This window comes from Micromonospora sp. MP36 (genome assembly GCF_008119785.1).
Lineage (GTDB): Bacteria > Actinomycetota > Actinomycetes > Mycobacteriales > Micromonosporaceae > Micromonospora.
The window spans coordinates 39729-64345 of sequence record NZ_VSFA01000001.1 but is presented as its reverse complement, the minus strand read 5'-3'; the positions used below and the strand labels follow the sequence as shown (position 1 = coordinate 64345).

The 24617-nt window shown below is 73.2% G+C and carries 20 protein-coding genes, 1 tRNA gene and 1 pseudogene; 10 read left to right on the top strand and 12 right to left on the bottom strand.

Features of this window, described 5'->3' with window-relative positions:
• Positions 1-130: 130 nt before the first annotated feature.
• From FXF52_RS00310 to FXF52_RS00290, 5 genes are all read right to left on the bottom strand, one after another.
• Positions 131-3703 (bottom strand): adenylate/guanylate cyclase domain-containing protein, encoded by a 3573-nt coding sequence (locus FXF52_RS00310; protein WP_148793088.1) that lies wholly within the window; start codon positions 3701-3703, stop codon positions 131-133.
• Positions 3700-4491, bottom strand: coding sequence for an MBL fold metallo-hydrolase (locus tag FXF52_RS00305; RefSeq protein ID WP_148793087.1), 792 nt, complete (start codon positions 4489-4491; stop codon positions 3700-3702). Before FXF52_RS00305 ends, FXF52_RS00310 begins: the two co-directional genes overlap by 4 nt.
• 129 nt (positions 4492-4620) lie before the next feature.
• Positions 4621-5082 carry a RidA family protein gene (locus tag FXF52_RS00300; protein ID WP_148793086.1) on the bottom strand — a complete coding sequence of 154 codons (462 nt, stop codon included), beginning with the start codon at positions 5080-5082 and terminating at the stop codon, positions 4621-4623.
• An 85-nt stretch (positions 5083-5167) separates the two neighbouring features.
• The gene (locus tag FXF52_RS00295) at positions 5168-5323 is read right to left on the bottom strand and encodes a DUF4177 domain-containing protein (protein ID WP_013736319.1); all 156 of its coding nucleotides are present in this window, start codon (positions 5321-5323) and stop codon (positions 5168-5170) included.
• Between the two features lie 59 nt (positions 5324-5382).
• Entirely contained in the window at positions 5383-5832 is a 450-nt protein-coding gene (locus FXF52_RS00290) for a hypothetical protein (RefSeq protein WP_148793682.1), read from the bottom strand.
• Positions 5833-6378: 546 nt separating this feature from the next.
• Between FXF52_RS00290 and FXF52_RS42790 the strand changes: the two are divergent.
• The 3 genes and pseudogenes from FXF52_RS42790 to FXF52_RS00275 all read left to right on the top strand — a co-directional run.
• Positions 6379-6927: pseudogene (locus tag FXF52_RS42790) on the top strand (hypothetical protein); the annotation flags it as partial.
• 82 nt (positions 6928-7009) lie between these two features.
• Positions 7010-7987, top strand: coding sequence for an ArsA-related P-loop ATPase (locus FXF52_RS00280; protein WP_148793084.1), 978 nt, complete (start codon positions 7010-7012; stop codon positions 7985-7987).
• 53 nt (positions 7988-8040) lie between these two features.
• A complete protein-coding gene (locus FXF52_RS00275) occupies positions 8041-9192 on the top strand; it encodes an ArsA-related P-loop ATPase (protein WP_187413264.1) in 1152 nt (383 codons plus the stop codon).
• A gap of 34 nt (positions 9193-9226) precedes the next feature.
• Here FXF52_RS00275 and FXF52_RS00270 read toward each other — a convergent pair whose 3' ends face one another.
• The gene (locus FXF52_RS00270) at positions 9227-9547 is read right to left on the bottom strand and encodes a WhiB family transcriptional regulator (RefSeq protein WP_046564004.1); all 321 of its coding nucleotides are present in this window, start codon (positions 9545-9547) and stop codon (positions 9227-9229) included.
• A 401-nt stretch (positions 9548-9948) separates the two neighbouring features.
• Between FXF52_RS00270 and FXF52_RS00265 the strand changes: the two genes are divergently transcribed.
• Positions 9949-12378 carry a transglycosylase domain-containing protein gene (locus FXF52_RS00265; RefSeq protein WP_148793082.1) on the top strand — a complete coding sequence of 810 codons (2430 nt, stop codon included), beginning with the start codon at positions 9949-9951 and terminating at the stop codon, positions 12376-12378.
• Between the two features lie 66 nt (positions 12379-12444).
• On the opposite strand, the gene FXF52_RS00260 is transcribed toward FXF52_RS00265, so the two are convergent.
• Positions 12445-12900 carry a GatB/YqeY domain-containing protein gene (locus FXF52_RS00260; protein ID WP_148793081.1) on the bottom strand — a complete coding sequence of 152 codons (456 nt, stop codon included), beginning with the start codon at positions 12898-12900 and terminating at the stop codon, positions 12445-12447.
• A 25-nt stretch (positions 12901-12925) separates the two neighbouring features.
• Between FXF52_RS00260 and FXF52_RS00255 the strand changes: the two genes are divergently transcribed.
• From FXF52_RS00255 to FXF52_RS00245, 3 genes are all read left to right on the top strand, one after another.
• Positions 12926-13819, top strand: coding sequence for a metallophosphoesterase (locus FXF52_RS00255; RefSeq protein WP_148793080.1), 894 nt, complete (start codon positions 12926-12928; stop codon positions 13817-13819).
• A gap of 74 nt (positions 13820-13893) precedes the next feature.
• A tRNA-Pro gene (locus FXF52_RS00250) sits at positions 13894-13970 on the top strand.
• Positions 13971-14172: 202 nt separating this feature from the next.
• Positions 14173-15285, top strand: coding sequence for a calcium:proton antiporter (locus FXF52_RS00245; RefSeq protein ID WP_187413263.1), 1113 nt, complete (start codon positions 14173-14175; stop codon positions 15283-15285).
• 12 nt (positions 15286-15297) lie between these two features.
• On the opposite strand, the gene FXF52_RS00240 is transcribed toward FXF52_RS00245, so the two are convergent.
• The 3 genes from FXF52_RS00240 to FXF52_RS00230 form a co-directional block, all read right to left on the bottom strand.
• Complete coding sequence (locus FXF52_RS00240; protein ID WP_148793079.1) at positions 15298-16554, bottom strand: hypothetical protein; 1257 nt, start codon at positions 16552-16554, stop codon at positions 15298-15300.
• Positions 16551-17063: a SigE family RNA polymerase sigma factor gene (locus FXF52_RS00235; RefSeq protein ID WP_148793078.1), complete on the bottom strand. Its 513-nt coding sequence runs from the start codon at positions 17061-17063 to the stop codon at positions 16551-16553. The genes FXF52_RS00240 and FXF52_RS00235 overlap by 4 nt, the downstream gene beginning before the upstream one ends.
• Positions 17064-17176: 113 nt before the next feature.
• A complete protein-coding gene (locus tag FXF52_RS00230; RefSeq protein WP_187413262.1) occupies positions 17177-17650 on the bottom strand; it encodes a hypothetical protein in 474 nt (157 codons plus the stop codon).
• A gap of 110 nt (positions 17651-17760) precedes the next feature.
• Between FXF52_RS00230 and FXF52_RS00225 the strand changes: the two genes are divergently transcribed.
• Complete coding sequence (locus FXF52_RS00225) at positions 17761-19044, top strand: MFS transporter (RefSeq protein ID WP_148793076.1); 1284 nt, start codon at positions 17761-17763, stop codon at positions 19042-19044.
• A 73-nt stretch (positions 19045-19117) separates the two neighbouring features.
• Here FXF52_RS00225 and FXF52_RS00220 read toward each other — a convergent pair whose 3' ends face one another.
• A complete protein-coding gene (locus tag FXF52_RS00220) occupies positions 19118-20857 on the bottom strand; it encodes a bifunctional UDP-sugar hydrolase/5'-nucleotidase (protein WP_148793075.1) in 1740 nt (579 codons plus the stop codon).
• 289 nt (positions 20858-21146) lie between these two features.
• Between FXF52_RS00220 and FXF52_RS00215 the strand changes: the two genes are divergently transcribed.
• Positions 21147-21950, top strand: a complete 804-nt coding sequence (locus FXF52_RS00215; RefSeq protein ID WP_148793074.1) for an alpha/beta fold hydrolase — start codon at positions 21147-21149, stop codon at positions 21948-21950.
• A 74-nt stretch (positions 21951-22024) separates the two neighbouring features.
• Here the strand turns inward: FXF52_RS00215 and FXF52_RS00210 are convergent, their stop codons facing one another.
• Entirely contained in the window at positions 22025-22804 is a 780-nt protein-coding gene (locus FXF52_RS00210; protein WP_148793073.1) for a phosphodiesterase, read from the bottom strand.
• A 172-nt stretch (positions 22805-22976) separates the two neighbouring features.
• On the opposite strand from FXF52_RS00210, the gene FXF52_RS00205 reads away from it, so the two are divergent.
• Positions 22977-24491: a diguanylate cyclase gene (locus tag FXF52_RS00205; protein WP_148793072.1), complete on the top strand. Its 1515-nt coding sequence runs from the start codon at positions 22977-22979 to the stop codon at positions 24489-24491.
• Positions 24492-24617 lie beyond the last annotated feature (126 nt).

Here is a 24617-nt window from a genome sequence, read left to right as displayed (position 1 = left end):
GCCATCGAGGCTAGCCGCCACCCCCCGCTGGACACATCCCCGAAACCGCCAAACCTGCCCACTCCCGCCACATCGTCGGCGCGCACCCCGCCACCCTCGCGGCTGGGGATCCCGGCGACGGGAGTACGGGTCAGGCGGCGAGGCGGGCGCGGAGGGCGTCCGCGTACGCCCGCTCGCTGCGCTGCTCGGTGGCGTAGGCCAGGCGGACCGCCTCCTCGGCGCTGGCCAGCGCCTCGGCCGGGCGGTCGCAGGCGGCCAGCGTCTCGGCCAGCACGCAGGCCCCGATCACCTGGCTGCGGACGTCCTCGGCCGGAGCGGCGACCGCCCGCTGCGCCCAGTCCAGCGCCTGCACGGGCTGGCCGTGGGCGAGCAGCGCGGAGGCGTACCGGGCCATGGTCTGGCGGCGGGAGAAGAGCAGCGACGGGGTGTGGGCGGCGGCGGTGGCGACCGGGGCGAGCAGCCCCACCGCGGTCGCCGGGTCGTCGTCGGCGAGCCGGGCCATGGCGAGCAGTACCCGGGGCGCCACCTGGGCGGGGGCCTGCGGGTTGTGCGGCTCCACCGTGGTGAGCACCGACCGGGCGGCCTGCTCGGCGGTCTCCCAGTCGCCCAGATCCAGCGCCACGAACCCGCGCAGCGTGCCGGCCATCCCGGTGAGCAGCGGATGCGACGTCCGGCCGGCGTACGCGAGGGCGTCGCTGAGCAGGTCGGCCGCGTGTTCCGGCTCGCCCAGCCCGCGCGCCACCACCCCGCGGACCACCAGGGCGAAGCCCTGCCCCCAGTCGTCGCCGACCTCGGCGAAGTCCCGGTACGCGCGCCGCGCCGCCCGGTCCGCCTCGGCCAGCTCGCCCAGCTCGGCGGTGGCGTACGCCTCGACGGCGCGCAGCGTGCCGACCGCCCACGCCTCGCCGACCCGCTCGCCGAAGGGGAGGAAGACCTGCGCCATCCGGCACGCCTCCCGGAGCCGGCCGGCGAGCAGCCGGGCGAACGCCGTGGTGCCGCGCAGCCAAGCCCGGCCGTACGGGTCCTTCAGCTCGGCGAAGAGCCGGGCGGCCCGGCCGAGCACCGCGTCGGTGCCGGCGAAGTCGCCCCGGGTGGTGGTCACCCAGGCCAGGTTCTGCAACGACCAGGCCTGCCCGCGCGGGTCCTTCGCGGCGAGGCTGACCTGGTAGGAGGCGGCCAGCCGGCTGCTCGCCTGGCCGAGCCGGCCGGCGACGAAGTCGGCCATGCCCAGCCGGCGCATCGCCGAGGCGCGCATCGTCGGCAGCCCGGCCGCCGTGGCCACCTGCAACGCCTCCTGCCAGCAGGCTTCCGTCCGGGCCTGGTCGCCGAGGGTCTGGTGGGCCTGCCCGGCGAGCAGCAGGGCGGCCGCCCGGGTGGCCGCGTCGCCGGCGTTGGCGGCGATCTTCTCGGCGGAGGCGAGCGCGTCGTGCGGGCGGCCGACCTGGAGCAGCGCCCGGGCGTGCACGACCTGGTCGGCCGGCGGGACGCCGTCCCGGGCCAGCTCGGCGGCGCGCTCGGCGTACTCGACGGCCAGGGCCGGCTCCCCGGAACGCAGCGCGCGGCGGGCGGCCCGGCCGAGCGCGGCGACGCCCAGCGGGGCCACCGCGCGGGCCGGCGCGTCCGGCCGCAGCTTCACCGCGTCGGCGAGCGCGGCGGCCCGCTCCACGTGCTCGGCCACGAAGTCGTCCCGGTCGGCCTCGGTGAACCCGCCGGGCAGAGCGACGCCGTCGGCGCTCTCCGGGGCGGCCCAGCGGGCCAGCGCCGCGTGCCGCTCGGCCAGCTCCGCCTTGCTCACCCCGGCGTACGCGGCCTCGCGCATCAGCGGCGTGGCGAACGCGAAACCGGTGCGGGTGCGGTGCAACATGCGGCGCTGCAGCAGCTCGTCCACGGCCCGCTCCAGCTCCACCGCGACCACCGCCGCCGGCCGGCCGTCCCGGCCGGTGCGCTGCTCGCGGAGCGCCTCCAGGGCACCGGCGGGCACGGTGTCGCCGACCACCGCCGCGTCGCGCAGCACCGAGCGGGCGTCCACCGGCAGCGCGTCGATCCGCGCGGCGAGCACGGCGGCCAGGTCCCGGGAGAGCAGCCGGCTGCCCAGCGAGCCGGGTGCCAGCCGCCAGCCACCGGGGATGTCCCGGTCCGCGCCCGCGGTCAGCGCGCCCCGCTCCATCAGCAGCGTGACCAGCTCGGCCAGGTAGAACGGGTTGCCCTGAGCGGTGGCGAGCAGCCGGTCGCTGTCCACCTGCGGCAGCTTGCCGCCGCTCAGGTAGCTGGTGAGCAGCCGGGCCGCGTCGGCGCCGCGCAGCGGGGGCAGCGCGTGCACCTCGGCGTCCGCGACCCGGGTCAGCGCGCCGGCGGTACGCACCAGCTCGGGCCGGCCGAGCAGCAGCGTCAGCACCGGGCCGCTGAGCCGGTTGAGGGTCAACCCGAGCACGTTGATCGTCTCGGCGGTCGCGTCGTGCAGGTCGTCCACGACGACCACCAGCGGCGCCTCGACGGCGAGCGCGCTGAGCAGCCCGGCGACCGCGTTCGGCACCGCCTCGGCGTCCGGCGGCGGGGCGGCCGCGTTCCACTCGCCGTTCCCGGCCACGGGCGGGAGTTCGGCGTACCCGAGCAGCGCGAGGAGTTGGTCGACGGCGAGCGGGGGCAGGTCGCCGGGGAGCCGGCCGAGCCGCTGGCCGAGCCGGCGCAGCCGCTCCTCCACGGCTGGGCGGGTGAGCGCGGTGGCGGCGTCGTTGGGCAGCCCGACCGCGGCCCGGACCAGGTCGGCCAGTGGGGCGAGGCGGCGCCGCTCGCCGAACGCGGCGCAGCGTACGGAGAGCACCCGCGCGCCGGTGTGCGCGGCGTACCGGCCGGCGCCCACGTCGTAGCCCGCGGCGAGGCGTTCCACCTCGGCGGCGAACCGGGACTTGCCGATCCCCGCCTCGGCGGTCATCAGCAGCACCCGGGGCTCGCCCCGGTCGATCACCTCGGCGAGCCGGCCGGCGACCCGGCCGATCTCGGTCTCCCGGCCCACGAAGGGCGCCTCGTCGCCGAGGCCGGACCGGGTGCCCGGCGCGTCCAGGAGACCCAGCAGCTCGTACGCCTCGACCGGCTCGCGCTTGCCCTTGAGCCGCAGCGGGCGCAGCGCCCGCCAGGAGGCGACGTGCCGGGTGGCGGCGGCGGTCCGCGCGCCGGCGTAGACCGCGCCGACCGCGGCCGCGTCGGCCAGCCGGGCGGCGGTGTTCACCGTGTCGCCGATGACGGTGTATTCGATGGCCGCCTGGATGCCAGCGATCACGTCGCCGGTGTTCAGCCCGACCCGCAGGCCGAGCGGCGCGCCGCCGCCCCGCTCGTCGTCGAGCACCCGGCGGACGGCCCGCTGCATGGAGAGCGCCGCCCGGACGGCCCGCTCGGCGTCGTCCTCGTGCGCCACGGGCGCGCCGAAGACCGCCATGATGCCGTCGCCGGTGAGCTTGTCGACGTGCCCGCCGAAGGTCTTGACCGCGCCGGCGAGGGCGGCGAGCACCCGGTCGGTGACCGCGCCGACCCGTTCCGGGTCGAGGTCCTCCGACCAGGAGGTGAAGTCGGAGAGGTCCCCGAAGAGCACGGTGACCACCCGCCGCTCGGCGGCGGGCAGCATCGCGGCGGCCGGCAGTGCGGATCCGCAGTTGTGGCAGAACCGCGCGCCGGGTACGGCGACGGTTCCGCACACCGGGCAGGTCACGGCTGCTCCACTCCGAGGTACTCCAGCTGCGCGCGAACCGACCACTCGGCGGCCCACCAGAGCGACCGGTCGACGTCGGCGTACACCTTGGCGACCACCTCGGGCGCGGTGGCCGCGCCCGCGGCGACCGCGGCGCGGACCTGGTCGAGCCGGGCCCGGCGGTGGGCGAGGTAGAACTCGGCCGCCGCGCCGCAGTCGGCCAGCGCCGGGCCGTGCCCGGGCAGCGCCGGGATCCCACGGTACGTGGAGAGCAGTTCCAGGCTCGACAGGTAGTCCCCGAGGTGGCCGTCCGGGTGGGCGACCACGGTGGTGCCCCGGCCCAGGATGGTGTCGCCGGTGAGCACCACCCGCTCGCCGCCGTAGGCGACCAGGAAGCAGACCGAGTCGGCGGTGTGCCCGGGCGTGGTGAGCAGGCGGATCTCCAGACCCGAGCCGTCGACACGCCCGGTCAGCGGCTCGCCGCCGATGGTGTGCGCCGGGTCGGCGGCGCGGACGGGCGTGCCGCCAAGCAGCTCGTGCAGCCGGGCCGAGCCCTCGGTGTGGTCGGCGTGCCCGTGGGTGATCAGCACGGACCCGATCGGCCCGTTCGCCGCGATCGCGGCCAGATGCCCCTCGTCGGCCGGCCCCGGGTCGACGACGACCGCGTGCTCGGCGCCGGGGGCGCGCAGCACCCAGGTGTTGGTGCCGTCGAGCGTCATCGGCCCCGGGTTCGGGGCGCGCAGCAGCGTCACCCAACCCGGCAGCTCGTCCGCGAGCGCCCCTGCCGCCCCGGTCACATGCCCGCCCATGGCAGCGATCGTACGACCCCGCTCGCCACTCCCCGCGATCTTGCAGCTCTGGCCTGTGATTTGTGGTCGTTCACGGCTTTCGCTGGGCCGGAACCAGCAAGATCGCGGGGACCGGGCGTGAGTGGCGGCTCAGCCGACCTCGACGATGACCTCGACCTCGACGGGGGCGTCGAGCGGCAGCTCGGCGACGCCGACCGCGCTGCGGGCGTGCCGGCCGGCCTCGCCGAAGACCGCGAGGAACAGGTCGGAGGCGCCGTTGATCACGCCCGGCTGGCCGGTGAAGCCCGGTGCGCTGGCCACGAAGCCGGTCAGCTTCACGATCTTGACCACGTTCTCCAGGCCGACCAGCGAGTCGATCGCGGCGATGGCGTTGAGGGCGCACCGCTGCGCCAGGTCCTTCGCCTGCTCGGCGGAGACGCCGTTGCCGACCTTGCCGGTGGCGAGCAGCTTGCCCTCCGCCATCGGCAGCTGACCCGAGACGTAGACGTGCTGCCCGGACTGGACGGCCGGCACGTAGCTGGCCACCGGCGGCACCACCTCGGGCAGGCTCAGGCCGAGTTCCGCGAGCTTCGCGTGCGGTCCGTTGCTCATGCCGCCACCTCGTTCCGCTCGGCGTCGCCCTGCGCTGACTTCGCGCTGAGCCCGATGATTCGCTCGCTACGCTCACTCATGCCGGTCACGCCTTCGGCCGCTTGAGGTAGGCGACGAGCTGCTCCGGGTTCGGGCCGGGGACCACGGAGACCAACTCCCAGCCGTCCTCGCCCCAGTTGTCGAGGATCTGCTTGGTCGCGTGGACCAGCAGCGGGACCGTGGCGTATTCCCACTTCTGCATCGGGTAAAGGCTCCCTCGCCTGGCTTGGACTTCGGTCAGGCACAGCCTACGGTCCGCCGTTACCAGTGGGACGCCGGACGCTGCCCCGGCGTCGTGGGCGGCTCGCCGCACGGGCCCTCGTGCTCGTAGGGCTGGGGGCAGCGGGAGCGGTCGGGCAGCAGCAGGTCGCAGAAGACGCGATGCCGGTTGTTCTGGTCGTCCGCCGTGGAGACCGTCGTCTCGCCGGCGTCCAGTTCGCTGAGGAAGCCGAGCGAGGTGGCCACGGTGCCAGCCAGCACGGTGGCGGCCGTCAGGTCGGCGACCCGGACGGGCAGGTGGATGACGTATCCGGGCCCCTCCTCGTCCCGAGTTCGGTCACCCGCCAGGACCAGCGTGCGGAGCGCCTCGGCCGGCTGGCGATACCACCGCTCGTTGAACGGCGCCCCCGGGCCGGCCTCGGCGTCACCGGGCCGCCCCGCCCGGTCACCGGGGGAGAAGTGGGCTCGAGGGGTGTTCTCCGCGTCGCGCATGCGCTTCCTCCGGGCGTCGTACCTGCTCACCGTCACCACCGTCCGGCTCGGACCCACCGCACCGGCCCCGCGTCGCGACGAACGTAGGACGTGCCGTCAGTCCCAGCAACGGGACGCGCAGATGCGATCACCTCCAGTCACATATGCGACACATCTGTGGGCAGGAATGCGACGGCGTGCTTTCGTCCGACCCGCTCAGCGGGCCGGCCACGTACGCGGGGCTGGCAAGTCGCGCACCGACCGCTACCCTTCCGGTCTGGACGGGCGACCCGTGCTCGCCCACCACGCTCGACCACTGTCCGTCGCCTGGGGTGGCGACGGCGCCGCACCCCGGGGGAAGACATGACCCAACCGCCCATCGGTGGCGCCGCCGGTACGCCCGGCGATCCGTCCCACCAGGAGCCGCCCGGCGTCGCACCGGCCCCCGGGCCGTTCCCCGCGCCGCCCCCCGGGCCGCCGCCCGCACCGGCCCCCGGGACGTTCCCCGCGCCGGCCCCTGGGCCGTTCTCCGCATCGGCCCCCGGGGCGTTCCCTGCGCCGTCCCCCGGGCCGTTCTCCGCACCGGCCCCCGGGCCGTTTCCCGCACCGCCCCCCGGCGGGTTCCCCGCGCCGGCGCCCGGCTACCCGCCACAGCCGGGGCCGGTGCCCCCGAAGAAGCGACGCGGGCTGCTGATCACCTCGATCGTGCTGGCCGCGGCGATCCTGCTCTGCGGCGGTGGCGGCACGGCCGCGTTCCTGACCCTGCGCAACGCCGACGAGGGGCAGGGCGCGAAGGAGCCGGCGGTCGCGGTGGACGGTTTCCTCACCGCCGTCTACCAGGACCGGGACGCCCGGAAGGCGGCCACCTTCGTCTGCTCCACGGCGCGGGACGACAAGAAGATCGCCGCCAAGGTCGCCGAGGTGGAGAAGTACGCCGCGCAGTACCAGAATCCCCGGTTCCGCTGGACCACCCCGAAGGTGGACAACCGGACCGGCGACCGGGCCACGGTCACCACCAAGGTCACCATGACCACCTCAGACGAGAAGGTGGCCGACCAGGACCTGCGCTTCACCGTGGTGCAGAAGACGGGTTGGTGGGTCTGCGAGGTCGGCTGAGCCGGGCGGCTGGACGGGAGCCCGAGCGGGATGGTCCGGCGGGGCTCCGCCGCCCGTCCCGGACGGGTTCTAAGCTCGACAGGTGGCACCAGCTGAGCAGCCGGCCGAACGCGCCGGCACCGCATGGCCGGCCCGCCTGCATGTGGTGACCGGAAAGGGCGGCACCGGCAAGACCAGCGTGGCCGCGGCGCTGGCCCTCGGGCTGGCCGCCGGCGGCCGGCGCACCCTGCTGGTCGAGGTGGAGGGGCGGCAGGGCATCGCCCAGCTCTTCGGCACCGACCCGCTGCCCTACGAGGAACGGCACCTGACCGAAGCCCGGGGCGGCGGCGAGGTGCGGGCCCTGGCGGTGGACGCCGAGGAGGCGCTCCTCGAATACCTGGACATGTTCTACAAGCTGGGCGCGGCCGGCCGGGCGCTGCGCAAGCTCGGCGCCATCGACTTCGCCACCACCATCGCCCCGGGCCTGCGGGACGTGCTGCTCACCGGAAAGGTGAAGGAGGCGACCACGCGCACCAGCGGCCAGCGCCGGGTGTACGACGCGGTGGTGCTGGACGCGCCGCCGACCGGGCGGATCGGCCGCTTCCTCAACGTCACCGCGGAGACCGCCCGGCTGGCCAAGGTCGGCCCGATCAAGACCCAGAGCGACGGGGTCGCCGCACTGCTCCGCTCGCCCATGGCGGCGGTGCACGTGGTGACGCTGCTGGAGGAGATGCCGGTCCAGGAGACGGTCGACGCGATCGCCGAGCTGACCCAGTTGGGTTTCCCGATCGGCCGGGTGATCGTCAACGGCGCCCGGCCCCCGGTGCCGACCGGCCGCGCGGTGACCTCCGCCGAGCTGAAGCGGGGGCTGGCGGCCGCCGACCTGCCGACCGACGCGCGGACCGTCGCCGCCCTCGCCGGCGAGGCGCGGGACCAGCAGGTACGCCGGGAGCTGGAGGACTCGCTCCGGGCCGACCTGGTGGAGCTGGGGCTGCCGCTGACCGAGCTGCCGCTGCTCCCCGAGGGGGTCGACCGGGCCGGCCTGGAGACGCTGGCCGAGACGCTCGTCCGGGCGGATTGACTCACACTGCGGCCGGCACGGAGCAGAGACGCCCGGAAGACCGATACGCTCGATTGGTGCCTTCCGAAGACGCGGCGCCACCGCTGGACGTCGACCAGATCCTCGCCGATCCCGGCGTCCGGATCGTGGTGTGCTGCGGGGCGGGCGGAGTGGGCAAGACGACCACGGCGGCCGCGTTGGCGCTGCGGGCGGCCGAGCGGCACGGCCGGCGCACGGTGGTGCTCACCATCGACCCGGCCCGCCGACTGGCCCAGTCGCTCGGCCTGACCGAGCTGGACAACACCCCGCGCCAGGTCAAGGGCATCGACGTCGAGGAAAGCGGCGGCGAGCTGCACGCCATGATGCTCGACATGAAGCGCACCTTCGACGACGTGGTGCTCCAGCACACCGATCCGGCGAAGGCGGCGGAGATCTTCGCCAACCCCTTCTACCAGGCCATGAGCTCCACCTTCGCCGGCACCCAGGAATACATGGCGATGGAGAAGCTGGGGCAGCTGCACGCCCGGGGCGAGTGGGACCTGATCGTGGTGGACACCCCGCCGTCCCGCTCGGCACTGGACTTCCTGGACGCGCCGGCCCGGCTCTCCCGGTTTCTCGACGGGCGGATGCTGCGGCTGCTGCTCGCCCCGGCCCGGACCGGGGGGCGGAGCATGTTCAGCTTCGTGACGGCGGGCTTCGGGATGTTCTCCAAGGCCGTACAGAAGATCATCGGGGCGCAGCTACTCACCGACCTCTCCGGCTTCGTCGCCGCGCTGGACTCGATGTTCGGCGGCTTCCGGCAGCGAGCCGAGCAGACGTACCGGATCCTGCAGGCGCGGGAGACGGCGTTCCTGCTGGTCGCGGCGCCGGAGCCGGATGCGGTGCGGGAGGCCGCCTACTTCGCGGGTCGGCTGCGCGAGGAGCACATGCCGCTCGCCGGCCTGGTGCTCAACCGGGTGCACCGGCCGGCGGTGCCGGACCTGAGCGCGGCCGACAGCCTGGCCGCCGCGGCCCGGCTGGAGCACGCCGGCGGGCACGAGGGCACCGTCGAGGTGCTGCGGGCCCACGCCGCGCTGGCCCAGCAGGCGGTACGCGAGCAGCGGGTGGCGGCCCGGTTCACCGAGGCGTTCCCGGCCGTGCCGGCGGTGTCGGTGACGGCACAGCCCGCCGACGTGCACGACGTCGACGGGCTGCGGACGATCGGCGAGGCGATCAGCCGGCGGTGAGGCACGGTGACCGACGGGCCGGACGGCGCGGCGGTCAGTTCGCGGTGGTCACCAGGACCTTGTCCTTGCCGGCCTTCTCCTTGGCGTTCTTCTTCATGGCGGCCTCGAACATCTTCCGCCAGCTGGTCACCTGCGGGTGGCGGCGCAGCAACGCCCGGCGTTCGCGTTCGGTCATGCCACCCCACACTCCGAACTCGATCCGGTTGTCGAGCGCGTCGGCCAGGCACTCGTACCGCACGGGGCAGCTCCGGCAGATCCGCTTCGCCACGTTCTGTTCAGCGCCCTGTACGAACAACGCATCCGGGTCACCGTTCTGACACGCCGCCAGTGACGGCCAGTCAGTGATCATGCCCATCTGTACACGTCCCCCCTTGCAGTACCTACCGACGTCGCGCGACCAGCCGTCGAACTCCCCCCGGTCGTCCGGCCCGCCTCCCCAGGGCGGCACGGACGACAATGCGGCTCTGTCGCCGTCAACCATCATGCTGTGTAGTCGCCTGATTACGCAACGTTGTCGGCGAAATCCATCATTCCGGACACTCCCGGCTTCCCGGGCTTTCGCCCGCCGTCTACCCCGCCCGAGTACGTGAAAACGCTGCGCGGCTCCCCCATTCGGGGGAGACTTCTGCCGGGTCCACGCAACCACCCGGCAGGGTTCGTGCGTTTAGCACAACGAGGCCGGCGCGCACTGGAAATGGGGAAAGTTCCCCGCGCGCCCCTCGTTCCCTACTCGCGTACCCTGTCGAGGTGACCTGGATGCGGAAACGTGACCACAATGTGCTGACCAACGCCGCATCGCTGCTCATCTGTGGCCTGTTGGCCGGCGTGGTGGTCGCAGCTGCGGCCTTCCCCGCAGTGGCGATGTCCGGACTGGCCGCCAAGGCGGGGGCGGAGACCTTCGGCGCGCTGCCGAAGGAACTGACGGTGGCCCGCGCGCCGCAGATCACCTACCTGGTGGCCTCGGACGGCAAGACCCCGCTGGCCACGATGTACGACGAGAACCGCAGGGACGTCAAGCTCAAGGACGTCTCGCCGTATATGCAGAAGGCGATCATCGCGGCCGAGGACCACAACTTCTACAAGCACAACGGCGTGGACCTCAACGGCGTCGCCCGCGCGTTCGTCAACAACAGCTCCGGGGCCAACTCCCGGCAGGGCGCCTCCACCCTGACCATGCAGTACGTCCGGCTGGCCATCTCCTACTCGGCCACGCACCCGGCCGACGTGGTCGCCGCGACCGAGGACACCAGCGCCCGCAAGCTGCGCGAGATGTCGCTGGCCCTGCAGGTCGACAAGGAGTTCTCCAAGGACGAGATCCTGGAGCGCTACCTGAACATCGCCGCCTTCGGCAACGGCGCGTACGGCATCTACGCCGCCAGCCAGACCTACTTCGGCAAGCCGCCGAGCAAGCTCGACATCCAGGAGTCGGCGCTGCTGGCCGGCATGGTGAAGGCGCCGACCGCGTTCGACCCCACCACCAAGGCCGGCTACCCGGAGGCGGTCGGGCGGCGCGACTACGTCATCGACAACATGGTGCAGATCGGCGCGATCACCAAGGAGCAGGCCGACGAGGCCAAGAAGATCGAGCTGGTGGTCAAGGACAAGCGCGCCCCGAACGGCTGCGTCCAGGCCAACAAGCAGAGCTGGGGCTTCTTCTGCGACTACTTCTACCGCTGGTGGATGCAGCAGGAGACCTTCGGCGCCACCTCGTACGACCGGGAGCGCCGGCTGAAGAGCGGTGGCTACACCATCAAGACCACCCTCGACGTGCAGGCGCAGGACGGCGCCGACCGGGCGGTCCGCAACCATCTGGGCGTGAACAGCAAGGCCGCCCGGATGGTCGCGGTGGTCGAGCCGGGCACCGGCCGGGTCCGCGCCGTCGCGGTCAACCGGAACTACAAGCTCGACGATCGGGAGCACCCGCAGAACAAGGTCTCCAGCGACCCGAAGAAGGCCAAGAAGGGCATCCGGGGCACCTACCCGAACACGGTCAACCCGCTGGTCACCGGCGGCGGCGGCGCCAACGGCTACCAGGCCGGCTCGACCTTCAAGATCTTCACCCTGGTGGCGGCCCTGGAGAAGGGCCTCCCGCTCAGCTACACCATCAACGCGCAGCCGCAGTTCAAGTCCGAATACATCATCAAGCAGGGCTCGAAGGCCGCCTGCCCCGGAACCCACTTCTACTGCCCGGTGAACGCCTCGAAGTCGATGGCCGGCGTGCACAACATGTGGAGCGCGTTCGGCTTCTCGGTCAACACCTACTTCATCCCGCTGCAGCAGCAGGTCGGCGCCGAGAACGTGGTGAAGGCCGCCGAGAAGCTCGGCATCACCTTCCGCTCCCCGGACGACGCCACGCTCGCCGCCGACGCGCACCAGTGGGGCGCGTTCAGCCTGGGCGTCTCGCAGACCACCCCGCTGGAGCTGGCCAACGCGTACGCCACCCTGGCCGCCGACGGCAAATACTGCGAGCCGATCCCGGTCGAGGAGATCCGGGGCCCGGACGGCGACAAGCTGGCCGTCGCCAACCCGCGCTGCGAACAGCGGATTAGCACCCAGGTGGCCCGGGCCGCCGTCGACGCGGCCCGTTGCCCGGTGGGCGACCGCTCCGCGACCTCCAAGTGCAAGACCGCCACCGCGGGCAACGTCCGCGGGATCGTCAAGGCGCCGGTCGCCGGCAAGTCCGGCACCACCGACTCGGACAAGACCTCGGCACTGGTCGCGATGACCAAGCAGTACGCGGTGGCCGGCATCATGGCCGACCCGGACTGGCCGCAGACCAACCAGAAGATGGGCCACGACGTCGCGAACGGCATCAACCCGGCCGTGTACGAGACGCTGCGCGACGCCATGAAGGGCAAGGAGCGGATCGAGTTCACCCCGCCGAGCGGGAAGATCATCGAGGGCGACCAGCGCTCCATCCCCGACGTGAAGTGCCAGTCCATCGACGCCGCCAAGTCGCGGCTGCGCGGCGCCGGCTTCGATCCGGTGGTCGCCACCAACCCGAGCCCGTCGAGCTGCCCGGCGGGCACCGCCGCCGGCACCAGCCCGGACGGGCGCACCATCAAGGGCGGCGTGGTGATGATCGAGGTCAGCTCCGGCCAGCCGAAGCCCGGCGGCGCGGGCATCGGTGGCCCGGTGGTGCCGCCACCGAACGGCAACGGTCGGGGGCCGCGACCGCGCGGCTGACCGGTCAACGACAGAGCGGGCGGGCACCCCTGGTGGGTGCCCGCCCGCTTCGTCGTGTCGCCCCGGTCAGAGCCCGAGCTGCCGGCGTACCTCGGCGGCGACGCGGCCGCCCTCGGCCCGGCCGGCCACCGCGGCCTGGGCCGCCTTCATGGCCGGGCCCATCTGCGCCTTGCCGGTGAAGCCGCCCGCGGCGAGCGCCCCCGCGACCAGCTCGGTCAGCTCGGCGTCGGAGAGCTGCTTCGGCAGGTAGCGCTCCAGCACCTCGCCCTCGGCGGTCTCCTTGCCGGCCTGCTCGGTGCGGCCCGCGTCGGCGAAGGCGGTGGCGGCCTCGCGCCGCTTCTTCGCCTCCTTGGTCAGCACCGCGAGCACCTCGTCGTCGCTGAGCTCGCGCTTTTCCTTGCCGGCGACCTCGGCGTTGCCCACAGCGGCGAGGGCCATCCGCAGCGTGGAGGTGGTCAGCTCGTCGCGCGCCTTCAGGGCGGCGCGCATGTCGGCGGTGAGACGATCCTTCAGCGTGCTCATGGACGGTCAAACTACCCTGAACGGCATGCGAAAGCGCACACTATTCCGGCTCGCCGCCGGGACCGTCGCCGCCGGCGCGGCCGCCCTGGCGTACGCGTCCCTCGTCGAGCGCAATCTGTTCACCCTGCGCCGGTACGACGTACCGGTGCTTCCGACGGACGCCGAGCCGCTGCGGGTGCTGCACCTGTCGGACCTGCACATGATGCCCAACCAGCGGCGCAAGCAGGACTGGGTGGCCTCGCTGGCCGCCCTCGACCCGGACCTGGTGGTGGTCACCGGGGACAACATGGCGCACCCCGACGCCGTACCCGGCGTGCTGCGGGCCCTGCAACCGCTGCTCGACCTGCCCGGCGCCTTCGTCTTCGGCTCCAACGACTACACGGGGCCGGTCTGGAAGAACCCGTTCACCTACTTCCTGCCCGACCGGGAATACACCGAGGGCGTGCCGCTGCCGTACGAGGAGCTGCGCGACGTGTTCACCGGGGCCGGCTGGGTGGATCTCAACAACGCGCGGACCACCCTGAAGGCGGGCGGCCGGGAGATCGAGCTGGCCGGCGTGGACGACCCGCACGTCGAGCGGGACGACTACGACGCGGTGGCCGGCCCGGTCAGCTCCAGTAGCGCGCTCTCCATCGCCCTCAGCCACTCCCCCGAGCCGGCCGTGCTCGACCGGATGGCCGCCGACGGCTTCGGGCTGCTGCTCGCCGGGCACACCCACGGCGGCCAGGTCTGCGTGCCCGGCTACGGCGCGCTGGTGACCAACTGCGGCCTGCCCCGCTCGATGGCCCGGGGGCTGCACCGCTGGCCCGGCTCGGACGCCTGGCTGCACGTCTCCGCCGGCCTCGGCACGCACCCCACCGCGCCGGTGCGGTTCGCCTGCCCGCCGGAGGCGAGCGTGCTCACCCTGATCTCCCGCTGAACGACCCGTGCCGGAGGTGGGGGGTACCGAGTTTGACCATCGGAGCGGGTGGGCTACTATTTGTCGGCACGCCTCGGGGTGTGGCGCAGTTTGGTAGCGCGCTTCGTTCGGGACGAAGAGGTCGTCGGTTCAAATCCGGCCACCCCGACCAGAGGTAAACGAGTCAAGGCCCCTCCACGGAGGGGCCTTGACTCGTTCCTGACGTCAATCCTCGAACCCTGGACGCTTCTCGGCGGGTGACCGTTGATCATGACGGCACCCAGGTCCCCGGACCGGGCCGACGGGTGGCGGGCGCGGTTCGCCTACCCGGCTACGCAGGGGCGGATGATCAATTTTCCTGGCAAGGTTGATGCATGCCTGCGCTGATCCGTTCCCGCCTGACCGACTGGACCACCCTCGTACCCCCGATCGCGGTCCTGGTCCTCGCGGCCTCATGGGGACGGCACCTGCCCGGCGGGCTGATCGTGGTGGTGGCCGCGCTGCTGGCCGGCGCGGTGCTGGCCGCCGTGCACCACGCGGAGGTGGTGGCGCACAAGGTGGGGGAGCCGTTCGGCTCGCTGCTTCTCGCCGTGGCGGTCACGGTGATCGAGGTCGGACTGATCGTCACCCTCATGATCAGCGGCGGGGACAAGACCCAGGCGCTGGCCCGGGACACGGTCTTCGCCGCCGTGATGATCACCTGCAACGGGATCTTCGGCCTGTCGCTGCTGATCGGCGCGCTGCGACGCCGGATAGCGGTCTTCAACCCGGAGGGCACCGGTGGGGCGCTGGCCACGGTGGCCACGCTCGCCACCCTCAGCCTGGTGGTGCCCACCTTCACCATCGGCCGGCCGGGCCCGCAGTTCTCCCCGGCTCAGCTCACCTTCGCGGCGGTGGCGTCGCTCGCCCTCTACGGCCTCTTCGTGATGGTGCAGACCGGCCGGCACCGTGACTACTTCCTCCCGGTCACCCAGGAGGGCAGCATCCTGGCCGTCGACGCCGACCAGGACGGGCACGCCGACCCGCCGTCGGCCCGTACCGCGCTGGCCAGCCTTGCGCTGCTGCTGGTGGCCCTGGTCGCGGTGGTCGGCAACGCCAAGATAATCTCGCCGACGATCGAGGCGGGCGTCTCGGCGGCGAAGCTGCCGCAGGCGTTCGTCGGGGTGGTCATCGCCCTGCTGGTGCTACTGCCGGAGACCCTCGCCGCGGCCCGGGCCGCCCGGCGGGACCGGGTCCAGATCAGCCTCAACCTGGCCCTCGGCTCGGCGATGGCCAGCATCGGCCTCACCATCCCGGCCATAGCGCTGGCGTCGATCTGGCTGGAGGGGCCGCTGCTGCTCGGTCTCGGCGGCACCCAGCTGACGCTGCTCGCGCTCACCGCCGTGACCGGCGTACTCACGGTGGTGCCGGGCCGGGCGACGGTGCTCCAGGGCGGGGTGCACCTGGTGCTGCTCGCCGCGTTCGTCTTCCTCGCCGCGAGCCCCTGAGCGTCGGGGCCGTCATTTGATCGCGCCGAGGTCCAGCACGACGAGTTGATCGTCGGTCGCGCGCAGGGTCAGCACCTCGGGCTCGAAGTCCGCCAGCTGAATGTTCCAGCCGTACCCCGGTGAGGCGCCCGCCGGTCGGGGCTCGCTGATCCCGGCCGCCTTGCCGGTCGTGCGGTCCCAGATGAGGTGCAACCACGCCGCCGGAAGTTCGAGCTGACCGATCGCCAGCCGCCCGCCGTGGCTCGGGGACAGTTCCCCCCGGTAGGACAACTGCACCGGGTTGCTGCCGTCCAGCTCCTGCAGTGCGATCCGATCCCCCGAGCCGCGGCCAGCGCACCAGGTGGGCCCGCACTGCACGAACTGGACGTCGGTGGCCGCCTTCCACCGCAGCCGCTCACCGGTCACCACGTTGCGCAGTTCACCCGACGGCTTCGCCTCTATACCCGTGCCGAACCGCTGGTCCGTGATCCACGGCGCGGCGTTCGCCGGAACGAATCCCTGGCTGCCCGTGACATCGGCCGCCGGACCACCACTCAAGGAGACCCGGCGGACCGACACCCGTGGGCCCTCCGGCAGCTTCCACCTTCCAGGCGCTTCCTGCTCCCAGATGATCGAGTGCCCCGCGACACTGAACCGGGGCGCCGACCCGTCGGGAAGGTCCGTCAGGCGACGCGCCGGACCGCCGTCGAGAGGTGCGACCCATGCCTCCCGGACGGGGCGGTTGTTCCGGAAGCCTTCGAGAAACCAGACCGCCTGCCCGTCCACCTCCCGCGCCATGAGGACCCGCGACATCGCCAGACCCTGACTCACCGCCGACGTGCCCAGCACCGTCACCGTCCGGGACCGGAGGTCAAGAACCAACGGGCCCGCCTCGCCATCGAACCGGTCCCGCGCCACCAGGTAGCGGTCATCGCCGAGGACGGCCATGACGGCGTAGCGGGATCCGTCGGGAAGTCTGCCGGGCAGCCGGTGGACGGCCTCCGGCCAGACCTTCTGCGGCTCGGGCAGGTTGGCGAAGTCGGGGATCCGGTCCGGCGAAAAGACGTACTCGGGTCCGTGGTCGGGCTCCGGCGCGGCCAGACGTACCCCGGTCAGCACTGACCCGGCCACGAGCGCGACGGCGCAGGCTGCGGCGAGGCCCGCCCGCCGGTGCCGGCGCCGGCGCTGTCGCCCGCGCACCGCACCGACCGGGTCGTAGGCGGGCACCGGCGCCTCGTCCGCTGCGGAGGCCAGGGTACGCGTCAGGTGTTCCTCGAGCTCGCTGATCATTTCTGCCTCCCGGATGTCGCTTCCCTGTGCTGGCTGGTGTGCGCCCGGAGCTTCTCCAGCGCCCGGGAGGCCTGGCTGCGGACGGTGCCGCGGGAGACGTTCAGGAGCACCGCGATCTCGGCGTCTGTCCGGTGCTCGTAGTACCGCAGCACCAGGACCGCGCGCTGCCGGCGGGGCAGGCGTGCCAGTACCGGCCACAGCTCCGAGGCCGCGTCGATCCGGTCGACCGCCGAATCACCCACCGGCCGGTCCGGCACGTCGGGCATCAGGTGCTCTCGGCGCAGCCGCCGCCACCAACTGATGTGCAGCCGTGCCATGCTGGTGCGGACGTACGCGTCGGGGTTGTCCCGGCGGACCACCCGCGGCCAGGCGGAGCCCAACCGCGCCAACGCCTCCTGCGCCAGGTCGGCGGCATCGTGCCGGCTGCCGGTGAGCACATACCCATAGCGCACGAGCGACATCCACCGTGCCCGGACGAACTCCTCGAAGGCCGGTTCCGCACCATCCATGGCCACCTCCTCGAATTCGGGACGCCCGAGGAGGGCGAACTGTTGCACGCCGCTGGATCGATGCCCTGCCGCGGCGACCCGCGGCCTGGCCCGGCGCGGCCGCTCTCCGGCGGTCAGTCGTGCAACTCGGTGCGGGCCACCTCGGCGAACGCGGCGGTCAGGTAGTCCGCCAGCGGCCGGCCGGTGGCCGCCAGCAGGTCGGCCACGAGCAACGGCGCGTGTCGGGCGATCGCGGCCGGGTCGGGCGGTGTGTCGTCGTCGCCCGGTTCGTAGACCCCGAGGGCGCTCGCCAGCAGGACCAGCAGCACGTGCGGGTCGACGTCGGGCCACCACGGCGCGGTGGACCGGACGCAGCGCTCCAGCACCTGGCGGACATCGTCCCCGGCCAGCCCGTCCGGGTGGGTCTCCTCCAGCAGCAGCCGGACCACCCCGCCGAGCACCAGGCCGGTCCGGTCGGCGGCGGTTAGCCGCTCCACCGCCGGCCCGTACGCCTCGGCCTCCCGGTCGTGCGCGGCGGCGACCGCCTCGGTGGCGGCCGCGGCGATCTCGCGGGCCGGGGCGGGCAGGTGGCGCCAGGTGGTGGTCACCGGGCCAGCATGGCAGACGCCGTGTTCTTGCTCACCCGGCGGCTCTGCCGAGCACACAACGGCCGGTAATCCGTTCGCGGGTCGTCGTACCCGGCGCACAGAATCCAGGCATGCTGCGCCGCGCCCTGCCTGCCCGCCCGGAAGCCCGTCGGATCCTGATCGGCACCCTGCTGTCGGCCGTCGGGCGCGGCCTGACCCTGCCGTTCCTCTTCATCTACCTCACCAACGTGCGCGGGCTGTCCGACAACCAGGCCGGGCTGGTGATCGGTTGGTTCGGCGCGGTGACGCTCGCCCTGTCCCCGCTGGGCGGGACGCTGATCGACCGGTTCGGCGCCCGCCGGGTGGTGCTGCCCTGCCTGGCGGTCGAGGCGGTCGGCACGGCCTCGCTCGGACTGGTCCACTCGGTCGGCACGGCCTTCGCGGTCAGCACGATCATGGCGATCGGCGGCTCGGCGATCTGGTCCGGCCAGAACACGATCCTCGCCTCGCTGACCGGCGACGGTGAGCGGCAGCGGGTGTTCGGCCTGAACTTCGCCCTGCTCAACCTCGGCATCGGGGTGGGTGGCCTGATCTCCGGCGCGGTGGTCGACGTGGCCCGTCCGGTCACCTTCCAGGCCATCTACCTGCTGGACGCGTTGAGCTACCTGACGCCGGGGCTGATCCTGCTGACCCTGCCGCACGTCGGGCACCGGCTGGCGCAGGCCCGGGAGGCGGGCGCCGCACGGGCGACCGGGGGCTACGTCACCGTGCTGCGGGACCGGCCGTTCCGACGCCTGGTCATCTTCGGCCTGGTGCTGACCACCTGCGGATACGCGCAGATCGAGGTGGGCTTCACCGCGTACTCGGTGCGGGTGGTGGAGGTGACGCCCCGGGTGGTGGCCTGGGCCCTGGCCTGCAACACCGTGATGATCGTGCTCTCCCAGCTGCTGGTCATCCGCCGAATGGAGGGACGCAGCCGGACGGGGGCGCTGGCCGCGGTGGGCGCGACCTTCGCGGCCGCCTGGCTGGTCCTCGGCGCGGCCGGCCTGATCGGCACGGGCAATGCGCTGCTCGCCGCGCTGGGCGTGGTGGCGTGCTCGGCCATCTTCGGTTTCGGCGAGACGATGCTCTCGCCGGTCATGCCGGCGCTGACCAACGCCCTCGCCACCGACGAGCTGCGCGGCCGCTACAACGCGATGAGCTCGATGATCTTCGGAATCAGCGGGATCATCGGCCCGGTCACCGCGGGGCCGCTGCTCGGCGCGGCGCACGGGCGGCTCTGGGTGGCGGTCGTGGTGGGCGGCTGCCTGATCGCCTCGGTGCTGGCCCTGTCGCTGCGCCGGCTGCTCACCCCCACCCAGGACGGCCGCACCACGCCGGTCCCGGTCCAGCAGCCGGAGCCCGTCGTCGCCTGAGGGCGACGCTGCGCAACGAGCGACGGGCCCCGGAGCGAGTGCGCTCCGGGGCCCGTCGTGGTACGGATCGCCGTCAGGCGGCGGGAACCTCCGCGGTGGTCTGGATCCGGTCCAGCGCCGGCGGGGCGATCGGCGACTTCGCGGTCAGGTAGGCCGTGAAGGCGTCCAGGTCGATCATGCCGGTGACCTGGTTCTTCCCACCGGGGAGGATGCTGAAGCCGTCGCCGCCACCGGAGAGGAAGTTGTTCACCGTGACCCGGTAGGTCGCGGTGTCGGTGACCGGGGCACCGTTGATGGTGAGGCTGCCCCGGACCACCCGGGTGCCGCTGCACGGCGACGCGGCGGGCGCGGTGGTGCCGTTGACGTCGACGACGTAGTGCACCGTCGAGGACGCGTACAGCACCCGGGCGACGGTGAACTGCTGCTCCAGCATGCAGTAGAGCTGCGCGCCGGTCAGGTCCAGTGTCACCAGGTTGTTGGCGAACGGCTGGACGGTGAACGCCTCGGCGTAGGTGACCGGACCGGCGTCGACGTCGGCGCGGACACCACCGGGGTTCATGAACGCGGCGACCGCGTTCTGCTCGTTGTCCGTGGCGGCGAGCTGGGCGTCGGCGATCAGGTTGCCGAGCGGCGACTCACCGGTCTGGTACGTCGGCTTGCCGTTGGCGTCGACCCCGGTCTGGTACAGGTTCTCCTGGGTCTTGGTGATCGCCTGGGTGGTCTCGCCGACGACCTTGTCGGCCACCGGGCCGAGCGCGGTCTTGTAGTGGTTGATCAGCGAGGTGGTGGCCGGGTCCTTCGAGACGTCCCGGGTGACCACGACGTTGTTCGCCTTGGCGGTGATCACGTCGCCACTGCGCCGGTCGACCTGAAGGTCGATGTCGGTGACCAGGCGGCCGAACGAGCTGGCGCTGGTGACCAGCTTGCCGTTGATGTTGCAGTTGTACGCGGCGTGGGTGTGCCCGCTGACGATCACGTCGATGGCGGGGTCCATCCGGTTGGCGATGTCGACGATCGGGCCGCTGAACCCGGTGCAGTCGTTGATGCCGCCGCCGTTCTGCACGCCACCCTCGTGCAGCAGCACGACGATGGCCTGCACACCCTGGGCCTGCAGGATGCGGGCGTACTTGTTGGCGGTGTCGGCCTCGTCGGCGAAGCTCAGGCCGGCGACGCCCTGCTGGCTGACGATCTGCGGGGTGCCCTCCAGGGTCATCCCGATGAAGCCGACCTTGACGCCGTCGACCTTCTTGATCCCGTACGGCGGCAGCAGCGGCTGGCCCGTGGCGGTCTTGAAGGCGTTCGCCGACAGGTACTGGAACTTGGCGCCCGCGAACGGCGTGCCGTCGGCGCAGCCGTCGACCGGGTGGCAGCCGCCGTTCTGCATGCGCAGCAGCTCGGTGGCGCCCTCGTCGAACTCGTGGTTGCCGACGCTGGTGAAGTCGAGGCCGGCCAGGTTCATCGCCTCGATGGTCGGCTCGTCATGGAACGCCGCCGAGAGCAGCGGGGAGGCACCGATCAGGTCACCTGCGCCGACCGTGATGGTGCGCTCCCGCTCCTCCTCGGTGGCGCCGCGCAGCTGGGCGAGCCGGGTGGCCAGGTACTCGGCGCCACCGGCAGTCTGACCCGCGATGGTGCCGCTAGACCCGGTCGGCGGCTCCAGGTTTCCGTGGAAGTCGTTGATGGCGAGCAGCTTGACGTCGACCGGCTTCGGGCCGGCCTCCGCCTGGCTGGGGTGTACGGCGACCGCGGTGAACGCGGTCGCGGCGAGTACGGCCAGGCCGACGGCGGCCCGACGCATCCCGGGGACGGACATGGGACTCCTCGTGAGATACCGGCGCGTGACTGTTTCGGGCGATGGTTCGCCCGGCGACCCTGCTGCATGCCGTGACAGGGGTCGGTCGGCGGGCGGCGTGAGTCGGGGGAAACACCGCCCCGCCGGGGGAAAGCTTCTCATCCACCGGGCGATCGGTCGACCGGGCCGGCACCCCTGGATGCTGGCCAGGGCCGGCGACGTGTACCGGTCTGCCCGACGAGTCCGACATGACGGGCAGATGAATTCCTTCACGGCCCCCCTTGTCGGGGTTCGGCAGTAGAAAGTAGCCATGACGTCGAACGGGACCACCTGGACGGTGGAGACGGTGCGGTCCGCCGATGGCACCGCGATCGCGTACGAGACCGCCGGGGAGGGGCCGCCCATCATCCTGATCGGCGGGGCCTTCAACGACCGCGGCACCACCCGCCCGCTGGCCGCCGCGCTGGCGTCCGACTTCACCGTGTACGGCTACGACCGGCGGGGACGCGGGGCCAGCGGGGACACCGCGCCGTACGCGGTGCAGCGGGAGATCGAGGACGTGGCGGCCCTGATCGACCGGGCGGGTGGCCGGTCCCACCTCTACGGCCTCTCCTCCGGCGCGATCCTCGCCGCGTACGCGGCGGCCGAGGGGCTGCCGCTCACCGCGCTGGCGCTCTTCGAGCCCCCGTTCCAGGCCGGACCGCATGGCGGACCCAAGCCGGGGCTGGCCGTACACCTGACCGAACTGGTGGCGGCGGGCCAGCGTGACGACGCGGTCGGGCTCTTCCTGACCGAGGCGGTCGGGGTGCCGGCCGAGGCGGTCTCCGGCATGCGCGGCACGCCGGACTGGGCCTGGATGGAAGGGCTGGCGCACACCCTGCCATACGACACCACGGTGACCGGTGGCGGTGAACTGCCCGCCGCCCGGCTCGCGACGATCGCCGTACCGACGGTGGTGGTGGACAGCACGGGCAGCCCGGACTGGCTACGGGACGCGGCCGCCGCCACGGCGCGGGCGATCCCCCACGCCAGCCATGTCAGCCTGGCGGGCGGCTTCCACGAGGTGCCGCCGGAGACGCTGGCCCCCGCGCTGCGCGACGCCCTGCTGGCCTGAGCCGGCCGGCAGCGGAGCGGCGGGCCGGCCCGGGCGCCCGGCACCGGGTTGGACCCGAGAGCCGGTCCACCGCTTCAGAACCAGCAGGTCTGCCCGGCCGCGTGGCTGACCTGGACGGTGTGCGTCACGCAACTGTCGCCGGCCACCCGGTGCAGCAGGAAGGCGGTCGGCTCGGCCACCATCCAGATCTCCGGGTCGTCGGTCATGGTCAGGTTCACCTGCGCCCAGGTGCTCGGCGCGGTGGTCAGCACCGTGCCGGCGAAGTTGCTGGTCACCGGCCGGTGCAGGTGACCGGCGGCGACGCGTACGACATGGGGGTGCCGCTTGATCACCGCGGCGAAGGCGTCGGCGTCCGTGAGCCGGATGGCGTCCATGGCCGGGATGCCGACCGCGACCGGCGGATGGTGCAGGCACACGACTGCGGGCACGTCGGGGCGGCCGGCGAGCACCCCGTCGAGCCAGCCCAGTTGCTCGTCGCCGAGCCGCCCGGCGTCGTCTCCGGGCGCGAGCGAGTCGAGCACCACCAGCGTCGCGCCCGGGTGATCGACGTGGTAGTACGCCGAGAAGCCACCGCCCAGGTAGGGGGTGCCGCCGAAGGTGTCGAGCAGGGACTCCCGGTCGTCGTGGTTGCCGGCGGCGAGGTGCACCGGCAACGGGAAGCGCCCGATGATGTCGCGCAGCGCCACGTACTCGTCGGGGCGGCCGTTGTCGACCAGGTCACCGGTGATGACCACGCAGTCCGGCCGGGGTCGCAGGGCCAGCACCCGGCCGAGCGCGCGGTGCAGCCCGGACGCCTGCTCGGCGGCGAGCGGGCCGGTGGTCACGTGCGGGTCGCTGAGCTGGGCGATGAGCATCGACGCCTCCTCGGGACCGGGAACCTCACGCTATCGTCGCGGGCCCCGGCGCGCGGCCCCGCCGTACCCACAGGCCGCGTCCACACCCTGTGGATAGCACATGTGTACGAAGGTCGGTGGACCGCCCGCTGAGTACCCTTGATCGCGCCCCGGCCCCTTGACCTGGAACGACGTGGATCACGAGCGAGTCATCCGAGACGTCGCGGTCCGCCTCTCGATGGCGTCGACCGCGCTGGAGGCGTGCCGGTGGACGGTCACCGCGCTCGCCCGGCACACCCCGGCGGCCATCTCGATCCTGCTCGAGGTCCACGACCGGCTGCGCTGCGTCGCGGCCACCGGCGCCTGGCAGGTCTTCTCCACGCTGCCGCCGGAGACCGGGAGCGACACCGCCAGCTCCGCGGACGGCCATGATCCGGTCGCCGCGCCGCCAGGCGGCACTGCGGACCGAATGAGGACCGGTCTGGCGCCGTCGGTCATCGGCCGGGTGTACGCCTCCGGCGAGCCCGCCACCGTCGCCGATGTCGCCGCCGACCCCGACCATCTCCCGGTGCGCCCCGACGTCACCGCCGAGGTCTGCGTACCGCTGTGCGACCCGACGGGCCGGCCGATCGGCGTGCTCGACCTGCAGTGGAGCGGCCCGGTCGAGCTGGACCGGTGGCGGCAGACCGCCGAACGGCTGGCCACCCGGCTGGCCGGCCGGATCGTGGCGCTCGGCGGCCCGCCCGCCGAGAGCCGCAGCGAGAAGCTGCTCCGGCACGCCGCCGCGATGACCGCCGCGCCCACCGACTGGGACCTGATGATCGCCGCCATCACCGCGGCCCGGGACGTCTCGGATCTCTCCGCCGCCGTGCTGGTCCTCGCCGACCGGCCGGAGCCGCGGCTGAGCGCGCCGACCGGCACCCCCGGCGAGTTGGAGTCCCGGATCCGGGCCGAGCTGACCGAGGCCGGCCCCGCCGCGCTCGGCCGGCTGATCGCCCGGGCGCACCGGCACGGCGCCGCGTACACGCTGGGCGAGGCGGGGCACCCGCCGACCGAGGACCACCTGCCGCTGGCCCGGGCCGGGGCGCGGACCCTGGTGACCGTGCCGGTCGGGCCGACGGACACCGGCGGGGTGCTGCTGGTCGCCGACGAGCGGCTGCTGCGCCCCGACCCGACCACGGTCAACCTGATGGAACTGCTGGCCGGGCAGGCATGGGCCTGCCTCGACCGGCTGCGTACGCTCGCCCGGCTGCGCGAGCAGGCCAACTCCGACCCGCTCACCGGGCTGGGCCACACCGGGCCGTTCGGCCGGCGGATCGCGAGCGCCACGCCGGGGCGTACCGCCCTGCTGGCGATCGACGTGGACGGCTTCAAGGACGTCAACGACACGTACGGCCACCAGGCCGGGGACCGGCTGCTGGTCGGGCTGGCCCGGGCGCTGGAGGGGGCGCTGCGGCAGGGCGACGAGCTGTACCGGACCGGCGGCGACGAGTTCGTCGCGGTGATCGAGGTGAGCCGCCCCGAGGAGGCGCTCCGGATTGCCGAGCGGCTGACCGAGGCGGCCCGGCGGACCGGCCGGACGATCAGCGTCGGTGTCGCCCTCCCCCAGCCCGGCGAGTCGCCCGACCTGGCCCTCCGCCGCGCCGACCAGGCCCTGTACGCGGTCAAGCGGCACGGCCGCGACGGCGTCCGCCTGGCCGCCGCCTGACCTCGTCCCGCCCCCACCGCACCCCGACCCCACGCGATCGATCATGAAGTTGTTGTCGCGACACGCCGGGCGGCGCGACAACAACTTCATGATCAACGGGTGGATCCGCGGGGGGGTGGGATCCGC

Coding starts and splice junctions, on each gene's coding strand:
- FXF52_RS00255 (WP_148793080.1), top strand. CDS start 12,926: ATGCGAAAGCGCACACTATTCCGGCTCGCCGCCGGGACCGTCGCCGCC.
- FXF52_RS00215 (WP_148793074.1), top strand. CDS start 21,147: ATGACGTCGAACGGGACCACCTGGACGGTGGAGACGGTGCGGTCCGCC.
- FXF52_RS00300 (WP_148793086.1), bottom strand. CDS start 5,082: ATGAGCAACGGACCGCACGCGAAGCTCGCGGAACTCGGCCTGAGCCTG.
- FXF52_RS00225 (WP_148793076.1), top strand. CDS start 17,761: ATGCTGCGCCGCGCCCTGCCTGCCCGCCCGGAAGCCCGTCGGATCCTG.
- FXF52_RS00210 (WP_148793073.1), bottom strand. CDS start 22,804: ATGCTCATCGCCCAGCTCAGCGACCCGCACGTGACCACCGGCCCGCTC.
- FXF52_RS00290 (WP_148793682.1), bottom strand. CDS start 5,832: ATGCGCGACGCGGAGAACACCCCTCGAGCCCACTTCTCCCCCGGTGAC.
- FXF52_RS00220 (WP_148793075.1), bottom strand. CDS start 20,857: ATGTCCGTCCCCGGGATGCGTCGGGCCGCCGTCGGCCTGGCCGTACTC.
- FXF52_RS00295 (WP_013736319.1), bottom strand. CDS start 5,323: ATGCAGAAGTGGGAATACGCCACGGTCCCGCTGCTGGTCCACGCGACC.
- FXF52_RS00265 (WP_148793082.1), top strand. CDS start 9,949: ATGCGGAAACGTGACCACAATGTGCTGACCAACGCCGCATCGCTGCTC.
- FXF52_RS00240 (WP_148793079.1), bottom strand. CDS start 16,554: ATGATCAGCGAGCTCGAGGAACACCTGACGCGTACCCTGGCCTCCGCA.
- FXF52_RS00305 (WP_148793087.1), bottom strand. CDS start 4,491: ATGGGCGGGCATGTGACCGGGGCGGCAGGGGCGCTCGCGGACGAGCTG.
- FXF52_RS00235 (WP_148793078.1), bottom strand. CDS start 17,063: ATGGATGGTGCGGAACCGGCCTTCGAGGAGTTCGTCCGGGCACGGTGG.
- FXF52_RS00260 (WP_148793081.1), bottom strand. CDS start 12,900: ATGAGCACGCTGAAGGATCGTCTCACCGCCGACATGCGCGCCGCCCTG.
- FXF52_RS00245 (WP_187413263.1), top strand. CDS start 14,173: ATGCCTGCGCTGATCCGTTCCCGCCTGACCGACTGGACCACCCTCGTA.
- FXF52_RS00270 (WP_046564004.1), bottom strand. CDS start 9,547: ATGGGCATGATCACTGACTGGCCGTCACTGGCGGCGTGTCAGAACGGT.